The following is a 15,587-nucleotide window of genomic DNA, read 5'->3' as shown; positions in this document are numbered from 1 at the left end:
GGTTAAGGTCTATCAGAAGTTTTAAAATCCAGGTAGACCTCCTGATTAAAAGGTGACGTTTACGCCGACTGTATGTAAACGATAGAAGGGATACCGATCAACGGCCGTAACCCGGTTAGGATCGGCAATTCGACCCGCAGCTCGGGGTGCTTCGGGGTCCCAGCCATCCTTGATCTTGCTGATTTCCCACAGATCGCTACCCGAGTAGTAGATACGGAACCGGTCAATTTTCAACTTTTGAGTCAGGGATTGTGGAAGTGTATAGCCTACGACCAGATTCTTTAACCGTACATACGCCCCATTTTGTACTGACCAGTCCGAAGCCTGGTAGTTGTAGGTATTGTAGGTTGTACCGTTCTGACCAGCCGACAGATTCGGGTAATAGGCATCCGTATTGGTTGGCGTCCAGGTTTTGCCTACCCAGAAATCGGTTTGCCCCTGGAATATGGAGCCGAACGGAACGCGCCAGTTTCCTTCCCGGAAAATTGTTCGCTGACCAACGCCCTGAAACACCGCTGAGAAATCGAAACCGTTCCAGTCTGCACCCAGATTCAACGCGAAGCTATAGCGTGGATCGTCGCGGCCCAGGTATTTCAAATCACCCGGTGTTGTCAGTTTCCCATCCCCATTCAGGTCTCTGAACATGTTATCACCCAATCGAACGCCTGGTAGTGTGGCCGTTGTTACAGGCATGCTGATGTTATTCCCGGCGGCCAAAGGGCGATAAGCCGCCAGTTGCTCCGCCGTTTGAATACGACCGGCATACTCCAGGCCAAAGTAGGAGTTGAGTGGGTAGCCTTCAACTGGGCCATTCAGACCTGGGTTGAGCACATTGGCACCACCATAGCTAATCAGTTTGTTCTGGTTATCGGTCAGCGAACCACCAATGCGGTAGTTTACATTTCCAATTTTATCCCGCCACTGAATCGACGTTTCCCAACCCCAGGCTTTCAGGTGACCAATGTTAGCAGCTGGAGCCGTTGCGCCAATAACGGCCGGATAGGTTTGGCCCAGCAGCATGTTGCGGTTATGCTTCACGAAGTAATCGAAACTCCCCGATAAACGCCGTTGCAGTACTGAATAATCGACGCCGAAGTTGGTGGTTTCTATCTTTTCCCAGGTACGGTTCAGGCTCACCAAACTAGCAGTTGGAGCCACATAGACGACCGGACTGGTGCCAATAATCGGGAATCCGCTATTGTTTGGCCCGGCGGTGGCACTCACGTTCAAGAGTTGAATGTAATCGTACAGGCCAATACCATTCTGGTTACCAACGGTGCCGTACGATCCCCGCAATTTCAGTTCATCCAGCCAGGTCAAGCCTTTCATAAAGTCTTCCTGTGAGATGCGCCACCCGCCCGATATACCATAAAATGCCTTCCAGCGGTTGGCCGCACTAAACTTGGAGGAACCGTCGTAACGAGCGTTGACCTCAACCAGATATTTTTGCTTGAATGCATAATTGAAGCGACCAAAATAAGACCCGATTGCGTAGTGGTTCTGGCTCTCGGTTACACTCTTGGTCGTGTTATCGCCAATACCCAGATTCAGCGAAGGCACATTATCGTTGGCAACGTAATTCGTTCGGGCCGTATAGGCATTGGCCTCGTCGCGTTCGTAGTTCGTACCCACCGTAACCCCTACATCGTGCGTACTGTTGACGGTTTTAAAATATTCCAGATACGCATTCAGGTTAGTATAGGCATCTTTAACCAGTCGACGCGAATAATAGGTGTTTGGCTGCGTGGGGTTACTGGCAGCCTGAATGGTGCCGAGGTAGTTATACCAGGGAATCGATTTCGCCTGCTCTTTGATATCGGTCGATGTCCAGTTATAGCCCGCCGTTCCCACTAAGCGCAGGTTCTTGCCTAGTTCGTAGGTCAACTTGAAATTAGTGAATACCCGTGTGTTATATTCTTTATTCTCACCACCCAATTCGGCCTGCCAGTTCGGGCTGTATTGCGTTCCCCAGGCATAGGGTTTGCCATCCACCGTCGAAACTGGAAAACCGGGCTGCTGATATTGCCCTAGTACACTACTCAGCAGCGTCGGCTGAACAATGTCATTTTTCTCCAGTGAGATATTCGATTCTAATTTCAACCGGCTCGTGAACTGGTAATCGTGGGTCAGGCGAATGTTGTAGCGGCTGTTCGAGTTCTGGCCCCATTGCAGAAGGCTTCCATCGCGCAAATAACCCAACGAAACCCGATAGCCCGATTTTTCGCCCCGGCCCGATACGCTCAGATTATGCTGCGTAGACGTGGCTTTACCCCATAATACATCTACCCAGTTGGTGTTGAAAAACGTTAAATCCTTCACATCGCCAAAGCCCGGATTCAACGGGTGTGATGCGGCACTGACCGGTTGTCCATTATTGGTTGTGAAGTCGATAAAACCAGATGCTGGCGGATTGACCTCCAGTTGCCCAAGCCGATACCAGAGAAATGAGGTCGGTGGAACACCATAAAAATCGTTCGTCGTGGCATCGAGCAAACCCTGTCCAAATTGATTCACATTGATCAGGTGCGGTTGCAGCCCAAGTGTTTTCTGGGAAACAGACCCATCGTACTGGATCTGCACCTTGCCCGATTTTGCCCGTTTTGTCGTAACCAATACGACACCACCGGCCGCCCGGGCACCGTAGATAGCTGCCGAAGCATCTTTCAGTACCGATATGTTTTCAATATCGTTGGGATTGATGGAGTTCAATGCACTCTGGTTAACCAGTGGAACTCCATCGACAATGATCAGCGGTTCGGCACCATTGCTCGATGAAGCGCCCCGAACCTGAAAGTTCCAGTTTGCCCGGCCGGGAGCCGATGAGGTGCGGGTAACGACAACACCCGGAATCTGCCCCTGGAGGGCCGACAAGGGGTTGTCGACAACTCCTCTATCCTGAAAAACTTTCGAATCGATAGTAGCCACGGAACCCGTTAAGGTAGCCCGTTTCTGTGTACCATAACCAACCACGACAACTTCGTCCAGGCCCCGTGATTCGGCCTTTAGCTGAATATTCAGCGCTGTCTGATTGCCCAGAACCACTTCCTGACGCTCATAACCCACAAACGAGAATACCAGGATTGCTTTTTCGGGTACGGTGAGTGAATATTTCCCGTTTGCGTCGGTTGTTGTGCCTCGCGTGGTGCCTTTTACCGCGATGGTTACCCCGGGTAAGGGAGCGTCTTTTTCGTCAGAAACGGTGCCCGTTACGGTTTGATCGGTCGGAGCAATCTGAGCTTCTTTCGCTGTCAGTGGCAGCGTCCGTTGACCGTTATTGTCTGCATTTCGCAGGATGATCTGAGAGCCGACAACTTCATAAGTCACATGAAGCGGTGTCAGCAATGTATTTAGCACGTCGGCAAGGGGCTGGCTCTGGACCGATAGGTTCACTTTTCGGTCTGAGCGGATAAGTTGTGGACTGTATATAAAGCGCACAGAAGCCAGCTTACCAATTTTTTTGATGGCTTGCTCGACCTGCTGATTTTCGATAGTGACTGAAATGGGTCGGTTTAGTACTTCCTGCCCCTTTCCGTCGAAGGCCAGCACCAGGCTGGAACACCAAGCCAGGATGAAGACCTGATAAAACGCAGTTCGCATGATTTTTCCGAAAATCACCCGTGGTTTTGTAGTGGTTATCATAGAATTAAGAAAAGATACTCATTAAAAGTTTGGCACAAAAAATCCCCTTACCCAGTTTTGAACTGGATCCTGAAAAATGCCGTAATCTGGATGATGAGAAATAAGTTAGTAGGTCCGCTTTGGCATCACCTGCCATGCGAATGAGGTAAGGCTACAATTGCTTCTGTTCGACGAACTGATCGGGTTTGTTCATACTGGTGTTTGGCTGGTTTATTGGGTATTTATCTCTGTTCGTTAACCTGGCGGCAACCTTTACTATAAATGACAATCTGCGCATCGATCACTTCATATCTTGATTCGGTGGCCCGGCAAATCAGATCCAGTTTCTCGAAAAGCGATTCTTGCCCAAATTCGGCAGTCAATTCGCAACCGACCAGCAAATCAGCATCGTAGTTAATCATAATTCCGTAGGCCGCTTCGAGACTTTTAAACACCTTTATTACGGGCGTATGATCGAAAACAACGGTTTGCGGCTGCGCTGTTGACGCCACAATGGGCACAGGTGCAGCTACTAAAGATCGCGTTAGTTGTTTCTCTTCCGGATTAAAGGTTACCTGCTGATTGGGCGTTAGAATAAACGCGGGTTGTACTTTATCGGACTCCCCGGGCTTTCCAGCGACTGGCGTCGTAAAAACAGACACCTTACCCGTCCGAACAATTACCTTAGCTTCTTTGTCGCCTTCGTAAGCCCGTACGGTGAAGCTAGTCCCCAGGACTTTCGTCGTTAGCTGATTCGTATAAACCAGAAAAGGCTGTTTAGGACGACGAACAACATCAAAAAAAGCTTCTCCAACCAAAAACACCTCCCGTTGACGGGCCGTAAAAGCGATAGGGAAGCTAATTCGGCTCCCGTTACGTAGCGTTACCCGACTTCCATCCGGCAATCTAACCAGCCGACTGGCTCCGGTCTCATTGGTAACTTCCCTTAACGATTCAGTCTGTTGTTCAGCATTTTGATGAAAAACGGCTAAAGGCGTACTAGCCGTTTGTCGGCTAACAAAAAACCAGCTTCCCAGGCCAATAACAAGTAAAGCAGCGGCTACCTGCAGCCAACCACCGAACCATCGCCGATCCGTTTGTTCGTCCTGATCGGGCGACTGCTGCCGGGTCGTCTGCAGTCGATTTAATTCAGTATCCAGTTCCTCATCAGTCAATTCATCGTGCGACTGGTGCATTTGAATCACGAACTGCCGGGCAGCCAGCACCAGATCGAGTTTATCGGGATTCGCCTGTAGCCAGTTGTTCCAGAATTCCCGTTCAGTGGGCGAATCGGTCAATGCCCACTCCCGAAACCGGGCATCCAGCACAAAGTCGTCAAACGTATAGTCGGTATAATCAGGCATGCTCTGGGTCTGACAGTTTCCTCCTTTTTATAATGAAATAGACCACTATACTAAAGCGATACCCTTTCCGAATGAAATTTTTTGTGAATTAGTTGGGAAATACCACTGATCAATGAATTTGACAAGAGCTGGATAGGTTTTTCCTGAAAAGAACTAGCCCTGATAAGCCCTTTGCTGTTAGCAAAGGGCTTATCAGGGCTAGAAATTAACTCGCTTGATTAAGGATCAGGAAAAAATACGGGCGGGCAGGTAATTGCGCAGTTGCGTCATGGCACGGTACAGAAAATTGGCGACTGTTTGTTTTTCAACATCCATTACCTGCGCGATATCGTCGTTTGAAAGTCCTTCGTAAAATTTCAGAAAAACGACCTCCTGCTGCCGTTTAGGCAATTGCCCAACAGCTTGCCGTAAGCTCTGTTCCGTTTCGGTCATCGCTTCCTCGGCAATCCATTCGGCTTCGGCGGTCATACCGTCGGTAATCACGGTTTCAGGCTCGATGCCTTCTTCAGTAGCTGCACGCCATCCCTGCTCACGACGTAGCTTACGGATCAGATTGTTTCGCAGCGCTTTGATTAGGTATATCGTCACATAAGGCGTTTCGACAACGGCTTTGCGTCGATTCCATAGTTCCATGAATAAATCCTGAAGGCAATCCTTGATTAGATCCCGATCTTTAGTGAAACGGGTGGCATAATTGAACAATACCCGATAGCGGGCACGGGCCAATTGGTCAAACGCTTTTTCATCACCGGCCTTGAAGCGAACCCAGAGTTGTGCCATCAGCACTTCATCAGCAGGAATCATCGTGGACGTAGCCATACCAGTAAGTTACAAAAAGAGTAAAACGTATTTGTGTTATCTCGACACATTTAAACTGACTCAGAAATATTTCAGGCACTATCTGTCTTTAACATCAGTAGTACCCCAGTAAACGTCCTCTGTAAAGTACAATTACACCAGCCAGCCTATATAATTTATTAATGGCTTTTCTGTATCCGCTTCAGAAGCGTTTACTGGGTATTTTACACTAATATACAGGGTTAATACAAAAACAAGAGAGGTTGTCCGTGCAATTAATTGCTTTTTTCGTGCAAGCGTTACCGCAAACGCTTGCGGTAACGCTTGCATAGAAGTATTGACTCTTAAAAACAGTAAATATTTTTATTTATAATTGACAATCGATTTTATCCAGCTTTAGGGAGTAGTTGATAGCATCTCTATTGCTTTCCTTTAAAAGTTATATTTCTACGAATTGATCCCAGTGTTGTGAAAAATACACCCGTAACAATAAAAGACATTGCCCGTTCGCTCAATATTTCAATTTCGACCGTTTCACGTGCCTTACGTGGAATGCCCGAAATTCATCCCGATACCCGAAGTGCCGTTGTACGCCTTGCCGAAGAACTGGATTACCAGCCGAATCAGCTAGCGAAGAATCTGGCCAAAAGCCGCACCCGAACCATCGGTGTCATCGTGCCGAACCTGAGTTATTATTATTTTTCAGCGATGCTAAATAGCATTGAAGAATCGGCCCTTCAGGCGGGCTATAGCGTGTTAGTGTGTCAGACAAACGAGTCCTATCTGCGGGAAATCACCAATATTCAGAACCTGATGCGGAGTCAGGTAGAAGGTTTTATTATTTCACTCTCGCGGGATACCGACAATTATGAGCATGTCGAACGCCTGGCCCGTAAGAACATTCCGCTGGTGTTATTTGACCGTTATGCCGAAAGCATCGATGTTTCTAAAGTCATTGTTGATAATAAGGCAGCTGCCTTTAAAGCTACCGAACATTTAATTGAAAATGGCTGTCAGCGAATCGGCTTTCTGGCCGGTCCTTCACAACTACTGCTCAGCAACCAACGTGTAGCCGGTTACCGGGAAGCCCTGGCCAAACATGGCCTCAGCGTTGGCGATCAGTATGTGGTTCATTGCGATTATACACAGGAAAACACCATCATGCAAACGCTGACGCTGATGAGTCTCCCCCAACCTCCAGACGGTGTGGTTATGATCAGCGACCGGGTTGCTTATCCGGCTATGTATGCCATGAATCAAAAAGGGTTGCGTATTCCTCAGGATGTAGCGGTGGTGAGTTTCAACAATGAGCCGGTCTCTGCATTTTTTTCACCAGCCCTGAGCAGTGTCAGTCAGCCCATACAGGATATGGGCGCTGAAACGGTACGGCTATTACTGAAACAACTGGACGCTACCGAAGAAACTGTCGTGCCCAGAGAAACGAAAGTGATGGAAACCCAGTTGATTGTCCGGGCATCGTCACTTCGGGCAGCGGTTCGATAAGGACCGCTTGTGTACCTTTGGGAAATCTCCCAATAACAAGTTTAAATTGATTGCTTTTTCAATGACCATCTGGTACCTGACCGATTTAGTAGGCACAAGCGTATTTGCGATCTCCGGTGCCCTGTCGGCTTTGAGCAAAAAAATGTACCACGACCTTTTCGGTATATTTTTCATTGGATTTCTAACGGCCATTGGGGGTGGCACGCTGCGAGACATCATCATGGGAGCTCACCCCATTGCCTGGATACGCGACCCAAACTACCTGATTGTCATTATCATAAGCGTTATCATTGCGGTATTATGCCGGCGGTGGTGGTTGGGAACGCTTCGACGACCCCTCTTAATTTTCGATACCATCGGCATTGGCATCTATACCATTCTGGGTATGCAAAAAGCCCTGAATGCGGGCGTAAATAACTGGGCAGCCATGCTGCTGGGTGTAATATCTGCCCTTTTCGGGGGAGTGATCCGGGACACACTGGTCAATGACTTACCGCTGATTTTTGATCGGCAGCTCTACGCAACGGCCTGTCTGGCGGGCGCAGTCCTGTACCAGATTGGCTGGTCACTAAACCTCGACCCCAACCTGAACTTTATCGTTTCGGCGGGCGTCATCACGCTGGTTCGTCTGACTGCCATCCGCAAAGGCTGGGCCCTGCCACGCATTAACAATTGATGGTACTTTCCAGTTTTGGGGAAACAGCGTCACTACGGAATGTAATAACCCAGATTATGCTTGATTTCCTTTAGAACAAACGTACTGTTGAGTACGCCAATGTTCTCAATCTGAGAAAGTTTGTATTTCACAAAATCATGGTATTCATTGAGGCTACCGACATGAATTTTAAGCAGAAAATCCACCTGTCCGGCCATGTGATAGCATTCCTGTACTTCCTCCAGCTTCTGTATTTCTTCTTCAAACTTATCAATAAACGCTTTGTCGTGGTAGCGCATTGATACCTGGCAAAACGTTGTAATGGGTTGACCGAGCAGACTCTTGTTCAACACCGCAACGTATTGCTTGATGAAGCCAAGTTCTTCCAGACGTTTGATTCGTTCATAAACCGGCGACAGCGTCAGCCCTGATTGAGCGGCCAGTTCCTTCGTCGTTAACTTCGCATCCTGCTGAAGCAATCGTAACAGCTTCTTATCGATTTCGTCGATCAATTCCATGCCGAAAATTTTTCTCCAAGCCTTTCCGGCTCAAATCGTATTTAGAAATTTTATCTTCAAATAAGGTTTGATAGAACAATATTCACTGTTTGATAATCTATTGATCTATTTATTATCTGCAAACTTAACTTTGTGCCAGAAATAATCAATACTGAAATCATTGATTAATTGAACTTCATTTCATCTGTTTCCAAAGTTTCTATTGACAGACAATGAAACGAGAAACCATTTTAGTTATCGGTGCAAACGGGCAGATTGGAACAGCCCTGCTCCCGCAATTACAAAACCGATTCGGTGTCAACAATGTCATTGCCGCCGACCTGCGAAAACCACAATCTGACCAGGGGATTTTTGAATTGCTGGATGCCACTAAACCCGATGCGCTAACCGAGGTTGTTCGTCGGCATCGGGTTACGCAGATCTACCATCTGGCCGCTGTACTGTCGGCAAAGGGTGAAAGCGACCCGCTCTGGGCCTGGAATCTGAATATGCAAACCGTGTTGAATGTATTGGAAGTTGCTCGGCTGCATAAAATCAGAAAACTGTTCATACCCAGCTCGATTGCCGCTTTTGGCGAACACGCACCCAAGTATGAAACGCCCCAAACGGCCTTTCTGGACCCGGCAACTGTTTACGGAATTAGTAAAGTTGCCGCTGAAAACTGGTCACTTTATTACCATAAACGGTATGGACTGGATGTTCGATCCATCCGCTATCCGGGTGTGATCAGCTACCAGTCTATGCCCGGTGGAGGCACTACAGATTATGCGGTAGCGATTTTTCATGAGGCTGTTCAGGGGCATGATTTTGAGTGCTTTCTGGCAGAAGACACCTTGCTGCCAATGATTTACATGGATGATGCCCTGCGCGCTACACTTGAATTGATGGACGCTCCGGAATCGAAGATCAGTGTCCGGACATCCTACAATCTGGCGGGTATGAGTTTTACGCCCGCTGAACTAACAGCAGCTATTCAGGGATATTTTCCGAATTTTGTAACGCAATACAAACCGGATTTCCGGCAGGCCATTGCTGAATCCTGGCCAAAAACCATCGATGATTCAGTGGCCCGGCATGATTGGGGTTGGAAACCCGCCTTCGATCTGGCCCGAATGACGCAGGAAATGATTGCTAACCTGACAACGGTTTACCGGCCGCTTGTCACAGTCCAATAAACACCATGTACGGAACGATCAAAGAACAACTTCAGCAAGAACTAAACGCGATTAAAGAAGCCGGTCTCTATAAGTCCGAACGTATCATTGTATCGCCCCAATCGGCCGTTATTGCCATTCACGACGGTCGGGAGGTATTGAACTTCTGTGCCAATAATTACCTGGGCCTATCCTCGCACCCGGATGTAGTAGCGGCTGCTCATAACACGCTGGACAGTCACGGATTCGGTATGTCGTCGGTGCGGTTCATCTGCGGAACGCAGGATATTCATAAAGAACTGGAACGCCGAACCGCTGATTTTGTTGGGGCTGAAGACTGCATTCTGTATGCTGCTGCCTTCGATGCAAACGGTGGCGTTTTCGAGCCGTTGCTGGGCGAGGAAGACGCGATCATTTCGGATGAACTCAACCACGCGTCCATCATTGACGGCATTCGGTTGTGTAAAGCGAAGCGATTCCGCTACAAACACAACGACATGGCCGACCTGGAAACCCAGTTGAAGGCCGCTTCATCATCACGCCGGACGCTGATCGTTACGGATGGGGTTTTCTCCATGGACGGCACCATCGCGCAACTGGATAAAATCTGCGATCTGGCCGATCAATATGGTGCGATGGTCATGGTTGACGAATGCCATGCCAGCGGTTTTATGGGCAAAACTGGCCGTGGTACACCGGAGTACCGGAATGTGCTGGGCCGTATCGACATTATTACCGGCACCTACGGCAAAGCACTTGGTGGCGCATCGGGTGGGTTCACGGCGGCTCGCAAAGAGATTGTTGAGTTGCTGCGCCAGCGGTCGCGTCCGTACCTGTTTTCGAATACGTTGGCCCCGTCCATTGTTGGCGCATCGCTCAAAGTGCTGGATATACTGGAAGGTTCTACCGCACTTCGTGACAAGTTAGAAAACAACACCCGTTATTTCCGGGAAGCCATGACCGCTGCTGGATTTGACATTCTGCCCGGCGAACATCCCATTGTCCCAATCATGCTCTACGATGCTCCACTGGCGCAGGAGTTTGCCGCCCGACTCCTTCAGGAAGGCATTTACGTCATTGGCTTCTTCTATCCGGTTGTACCAAACGGGAAAGCCCGGATTCGGGTACAGATTTCGGCGGGTCACGAGCCAGCGCATCTGCAACAGGCCGTGGCAGCGTTTACCAAAGTAGGTCAGGAACTGGGCGTTATTCCAGCCGAGCAACCAGAACTAGGTTAATGAAACGCTAGTGAAAGCCCCGATTGCATTAACCGTTATGCTGTCTGTAAACTCTTCACTGTTAGCAGCGTGAGTTTTTCAATTTTGAATCGCTAATATTCGGTAATATACATAGCCGCCTTAAGGGTAGAGATATGGAAATAAATTGAAAAGTTGGCGTATTTTGAAAAAAACATAAAAAGAAGCAAGCCATAACCGACTTGCTTCTTTTTTATGATAGACCGTTTTTTATTAATTTTTTTATTGGCATTTTTCGATTCTAATCACGTTAAGTTTAGGTTCAAGGGGCAAATTTTCAGAGTTTGTGATGCCGATTCGAAGCCTAACAAGTGCGATTCACTTCTCTTACAGTAAATCATCCAATGAGTCGTTATTTAGAGTTGACCTCACCCAATTTCAGTAACAGGCTTGCTGATAGCTGCAATAGACTTGGGGTTTGAAGAGAAACCTAAAGCCTTACAATAGCGCCGTAGTCTCCTCTTTCATAAGTCTTTACTTCTCAGTACAATATTCCATGGTATAAAATTAATTGATGAATATTGATCAGGATTTTTGAAATTCACTCTAGTTTTTTTGATTATCTTTTCTATATTTTCAATCTCAGCTATTGTTAATGGAGAATCATTCGGCAGAAAAAAAACAGGCTCTTCTATTTTTCCCTGATTATTAATTTCAAAGCTTACTAATATATTTTTTCCTGATTTGAACAGTGACTTCTGTTTACTACTTAAAGCTGTCCTTAAATTATCCATTATATCCGTATAAACCTTTTCAGCATCTATACCAGATGTTGAAACCTTTTCAATATTATAATTAGGAGTTGTTCTTGTTAACTTGTTTTTCTGATTTTTAACAATAATGTCCGTTCCACTGATCGACACCGAATATGATTCTATCGAGCCTTTAAGTACACGTTTATCAAAATTACCCTGGCCAGACACACGTAAGGCTGTGGACCAAAGAATTAGTAACAGAATGAAAGTCATTCTCTTTTTCATAAACTAGTTTGTTTTAATGTGTACACATTGACCCTAGAATAGCATTCATTAATGCATCAGGTTTCATGCCAGGCACACTAGGTGTATTATATTCAGGGTAAGGTTGTTTAAATTATTCCAAGAAAAAATTGTATTTATCCATGTTAATAACGGATGGGTATTTAGTAAAACTATCTGTTAACTCTTTAATCCATTGAACATAACTATCATACCAATTATTAGAGAAAGTAACTCCAGTAAAGCTTCCACCGCTCCCACTTATAACACTGAGTAGGTCTTTGTAGAGTTTGGCCTCAAATTCAATATTAGATTTACCAGTATTAGCATATTGAGATGTCTTATTTTCATAAAAGGAATTCTGATATCCGTGAAAAAGCTCCTCTCTTAAGAAATCAGGCTGGTCAATATTGGCTGCCGATTGAAATGTTAGATTATTGTTAAAGGGATTATAATTAGCAGGATATGAGACACTTGGATCAATTCTAAAATTAAACATTTGACCTTTTGCTACCATTATTTTGTAAATAGCAGTGTTGAGACAAGGTCCAACAAAATCATTGAGTGCTTCTTCCAATTGACGTTCCTGAGTTGGAGTAAGGGTACTGGTACTTTTAATAGCCGTCAGTAAATTATACCTTGGTAGAATGGATTGATCTGCTATATATATACCATAATAACTCCCTCCTGGACCTGCATCACCTGAATAACTACAAACATTCCTATTTTCAGTATACATAAAACTCCAGTAGCAAGCATCAAATGAGCAAGATACAGACCACCAATCTATCTGAACTTCTCTACAATCTACATCATCACTTACACGTAAACTTCCCTTTTTCTTAGAGTGGCTTAGCTCATGCTAAGTCACAAATTGCAATTAAGTATCCAAAAAAAAATAATTTATATATAATAATACAGGATTCGGGCAAGTTTCCAGACGAAACAGCTAACATAATTTCGTCGGTCAGCCAATTGAGTTGGTTTGAGGGTTTTGAAGGCTGTCTTGACGATTTACAAGGGAAATTGAAACCACGGCACAACTACCCCTTTCGAATGATCAACTCCGGTTCCAGCATAACCCGCTGAAAGCCATTGTCAGGATCGTCTGTTTTAGGATCAGTGATGGACAGCAGAATTTCAGCCGCTTTCAATCCGATCTGATAGGGGTGCTGCTCAACGGAGGCCAATGGCGGATGCTCCAGATAGGTATTGAGAGGTAGGTTGGCAAAACTGACGAACGAAATATCTTCATTGATGCGCAGCCCCTGCCTACGGCAAATCTGCATCGCATCCAGGGCTACATAATCGTTAAAGGCCAGCACCGCATCGGGCCGATTCGCCGACAGCAGCAATTGGGTCATTTTTTCCGTAATATCTTCCGTGGTCAGATCGACCCGTTTGATCAGCGCATTTTCGACTGGCAACTGCTCTTCAACCAACGCCTTGATGTAGCCTCGATACCGGTCTTCACTGGCCACCAGGGGGTGAGGCCCATTCAGTAGCGCAATCCGGCGAAACCCACGATTCGCTAACCATTTAGTGGCGTCATAAGCCCCTTTCTCAATATCACAGCCTACCTGATGAGCCTCAATTTTTGGTGGAATCCGGTCGAATAAAACCACGGGAATACCCCGGTCGATCAGATCCTGAACGTGCTGAAATTGCTGTGACTCTTTCGCGACCGACAGCATGATTCCATCGACCCGGTTCGACGCCAGCACCGCCAGAATCTGTTTTTCCCGCTCGAACAGATCGTGCGATTGATAGAGTGCAACGGTATACTGGTGGCTAAACGCCAGTTCTTCAACACCATTGACTACTTCCGAGAAAAAATTCTCCCTGATTTCGGGCAGCACCATCGCAAATACACCCGTCTTTCCACTTCGCAGGTTACGGGCCGTCGTACTCGGAAAATACTTCAACTCGCCAGCCAAAGCACGAACAGCCTCGCGGGTTGGCTGGCTAATACGCGGATTATCCTGCAAAGCCCGCGAAACAGTAGACGGTGAGATACGTAACCGACGGGCAATTTCCTTGATTGTAATTGTTTCTTTCATCAGTTGGATTAATCGCTTCTACAAAATAGCTATTTATCCAGTGGAATCGGAAATTTCTTCTGTTTTTGACAAACGTTTGCACAAGGTAGGGCAATCGTTTGCGCACTGGTCCAGCCCATTCTTGTCGCCATCATGGAGACGATCCCTGTTTACTATGGCGTTTTGAAGGACTAATTTTCCTAAACCGTTCGGCACTACAGAAAGCCCTAAATGGCCTCTTGTCCTTTTCATTAAACCTTTGTCAACAATGACAACTACGCGTCGTTCTTTTCTGCGGACTGCTGCCCTGAGTAGCGCTGCCGTTCCCCTTATTCCATCATTATTTACATCAGCATCGGCCAATAATCAGCCACCTGCTTTATCAAAAGTACGACTGGGGTTCATCGGTGTTGGTGCTCGCGGGCGAAGCCATATCCAGCAGGCTTTATTCCGCGACGATGTGGAGATTACGGCTATTTGCGACACTGACCCGAAGTCTATTGCGAAAGCCAATGCCATGATCGAAAAAGCGGGTCGTAAAACACCACCCGCCTACACAACCGGCGACGACGCGTTCCTGCAGATGCTCAAACGCGACGACATCGATGGAGTGGTGATTGCTACACCCTGGGAATGGCATACGCCAATGGCTGTTGCAACCATGAAAGCGGGCAAATACGCCGGTCTGGAAGTATCGGCTACGGTTACCTTGAAAGAATCCTGGGATCTGGTTAATGCCTATGAAAAGACCGGCTCTCACTGTATGCTGCTCGAAAACGTGTGCTACCGACGCGACGTAATGGCCATTCTGAACATGGTTCGTCAGGGTATGTTCGGCGAAATGACCTACGCCCACTGTGGTTATGAACATGATCTGCGAAATATTAAATTCAACGATGGTCAGTCGATCGGGGGCGTTGGTGCTGAATTCGGCGCAAAAGGGTTCTCGGAAGCTCACTGGCGCACCCAGCATTCCGTTGATCGGAATGGCGACCTCTATCCTACTCACGGTCTCGGACCAGTGGCTCACTGGCTCAATATTAACCGGGGAAATCGGTTTACACACCTGACCTCAACGGCCACAAAATCAAGGGGGCTACACAAATACGTGGTCGATAAAGGGGGACCGGATCATCCGAACACAAAGGTGAATTTCAAGCTGGGCGATGTAGTTACGACGGTGGTCGAGTGTGCCAATGGAGAGAATATTGTCATCATTCACGATACGAACTCTCCCCGCCCCTATTCGCTGGGTTTCCGGGCCCAGGGCACGCAGGGGATCTGGATGGACGATGGCGATACGATTTATCTCGAAGGAGTTAGTCCTAAACCGCACCAGTGGGAGTCATTCAACACTTATCAGGAAAAATACGACCATCCTCTGTGGAAACAGCACGCCCAAACGGCTCAGAATTCCGGGCATGGCGGCATCGATTTCTTTGTGTTGCGTGGATTTATCGAATCCATTAAAAATCAGGTTGCTCCGCCCATCGATGTCTATGACGCTGCGGCCTGGAGTGCCATCAGCCCCCTGTCCGAACAAAGTATTGCGGGAGGCAGCAAACCCATGGAAATCCCAGATTTCACCCGGGGTAAGTGGAAAACCAACAAGCCTATTTTCGGCCTGAATGAGATCTATTAAGTCGGCATTAAGCTAATCGGATTCGTGTCGGGTTTGACTGAGCAATGGCGCCCCAGAGCCCGA

Annotated in this window: 13 protein-coding genes; 5 read left to right on the top strand and 8 right to left on the bottom strand. The window is 47.2% G+C overall.

Annotated elements, in window-relative coordinates:
• Positions 1–45: 45 nt before the first annotated feature.
• The 4 genes from G8759_RS17305 to G8759_RS17290 all read right to left on the bottom strand — a co-directional run bounded on the left by G8759_RS17305 (position 46) and on the right by G8759_RS17290 (position 6,110).
• Entirely contained in the window at positions 46–3,639 is a 3,594-nt protein-coding gene (locus G8759_RS17305) for a TonB-dependent receptor (RefSeq protein ID WP_167210091.1), read from the bottom strand.
• 221 nt (positions 3,640–3,860) lie between these two features.
• The gene (locus G8759_RS17300; protein WP_167210090.1) at positions 3,861–4,982 is read right to left on the bottom strand and encodes a FecR family protein; all 1,122 of its coding nucleotides are present in this window, start codon (positions 4,980–4,982) and stop codon (positions 3,861–3,863) included.
• A 225-nt stretch (positions 4,983–5,207) separates the two neighbouring features.
• Positions 5,208–5,801: an RNA polymerase sigma factor gene (locus G8759_RS17295; protein ID WP_167210088.1), complete on the bottom strand. Its 594-nt coding sequence runs from the start codon at positions 5,799–5,801 to the stop codon at positions 5,208–5,210.
• 132 nt (positions 5,802–5,933) lie between these two features.
• The gene (locus tag G8759_RS17290; RefSeq protein WP_167210086.1) at positions 5,934–6,110 is read right to left on the bottom strand and encodes a hypothetical protein; all 177 of its coding nucleotides are present in this window, start codon (positions 6,108–6,110) and stop codon (positions 5,934–5,936) included.
• Between the two features lie 138 nt (positions 6,111–6,248).
• On the opposite strand from G8759_RS17290, the gene G8759_RS17285 reads away from it, so the two are divergent.
• Both G8759_RS17285 and G8759_RS17280 read left to right on the top strand, forming a co-directional pair.
• Positions 6,249–7,283: a LacI family DNA-binding transcriptional regulator gene (locus tag G8759_RS17285; protein WP_167210084.1), complete on the top strand. Its 1,035-nt coding sequence runs from the start codon at positions 6,249–6,251 to the stop codon at positions 7,281–7,283.
• Between the two features lie 61 nt (positions 7,284–7,344).
• Positions 7,345–7,959 (top strand): trimeric intracellular cation channel family protein, encoded by a 615-nt coding sequence (locus G8759_RS17280; protein ID WP_167210082.1) that lies wholly within the window; start codon positions 7,345–7,347, stop codon positions 7,957–7,959.
• 32 nt (positions 7,960–7,991) lie between these two features.
• Here G8759_RS17280 and G8759_RS17275 read toward each other — a convergent pair whose 3' ends face one another.
• Entirely contained in the window at positions 7,992–8,456 is a 465-nt protein-coding gene (locus G8759_RS17275) for an Lrp/AsnC family transcriptional regulator (RefSeq protein ID WP_162383953.1), read from the bottom strand.
• A gap of 212 nt (positions 8,457–8,668) precedes the next feature.
• On the opposite strand from G8759_RS17275, the gene G8759_RS17270 reads away from it, so the two are divergent.
• On the top strand, positions 8,669–9,631 hold the full coding sequence (locus tag G8759_RS17270) for an NAD-dependent epimerase/dehydratase family protein (RefSeq protein WP_167210080.1): 963 nt from the start codon (positions 8,669–8,671) through the stop codon (positions 9,629–9,631).
• A 5-nt stretch (positions 9,632–9,636) separates the two neighbouring features.
• Positions 9,637–10,848 (top strand): glycine C-acetyltransferase, encoded by a 1,212-nt coding sequence (kbl, locus tag G8759_RS17265; protein ID WP_167210078.1) that lies wholly within the window; start codon positions 9,637–9,639, stop codon positions 10,846–10,848.
• A gap of 482 nt (positions 10,849–11,330) precedes the next feature.
• Here the strand turns inward: kbl and G8759_RS17260 are convergent, their stop codons facing one another.
• The 3 genes from G8759_RS17260 to G8759_RS17250 all read right to left on the bottom strand — a co-directional run bounded on the left by G8759_RS17260 (position 11,331) and on the right by G8759_RS17250 (position 13,903).
• Positions 11,331–11,846 carry a hypothetical protein gene (locus G8759_RS17260; RefSeq protein WP_167210076.1) on the bottom strand — a complete coding sequence of 172 codons (516 nt, stop codon included), beginning with the start codon at positions 11,844–11,846 and terminating at the stop codon, positions 11,331–11,333.
• Positions 11,847–11,958: 112 nt separating this feature from the next.
• Positions 11,959–12,582 (bottom strand): hypothetical protein, encoded by a 624-nt coding sequence (locus G8759_RS17255; protein WP_167210074.1) that lies wholly within the window; start codon positions 12,580–12,582, stop codon positions 11,959–11,961.
• A gap of 304 nt (positions 12,583–12,886) precedes the next feature.
• A complete protein-coding gene (locus G8759_RS17250) occupies positions 12,887–13,903 on the bottom strand; it encodes a LacI family DNA-binding transcriptional regulator (RefSeq protein ID WP_167210072.1) in 1,017 nt (338 codons plus the stop codon).
• Positions 13,904–14,150: 247 nt separating this feature from the next.
• Between G8759_RS17250 and G8759_RS17245 the strand changes: the two genes are divergently transcribed.
• Positions 14,151–15,524, top strand: a complete 1,374-nt coding sequence (locus G8759_RS17245; protein ID WP_167210070.1) for a Gfo/Idh/MocA family protein — start codon at positions 14,151–14,153, stop codon at positions 15,522–15,524.
• The last annotated feature ends 63 nt before the right edge of the window (positions 15,525–15,587 follow it).

It is taken from the genome of Spirosoma aureum (genome assembly GCF_011604685.1).
Taxonomy (GTDB): Bacteria; Bacteroidota; Bacteroidia; order Cytophagales; family Spirosomataceae; genus Spirosoma; species Spirosoma aureum.
The sequence above is the reverse complement of the archived record's forward strand: the minus strand, read 5'-3'. Positions and strand labels throughout refer to the sequence as shown.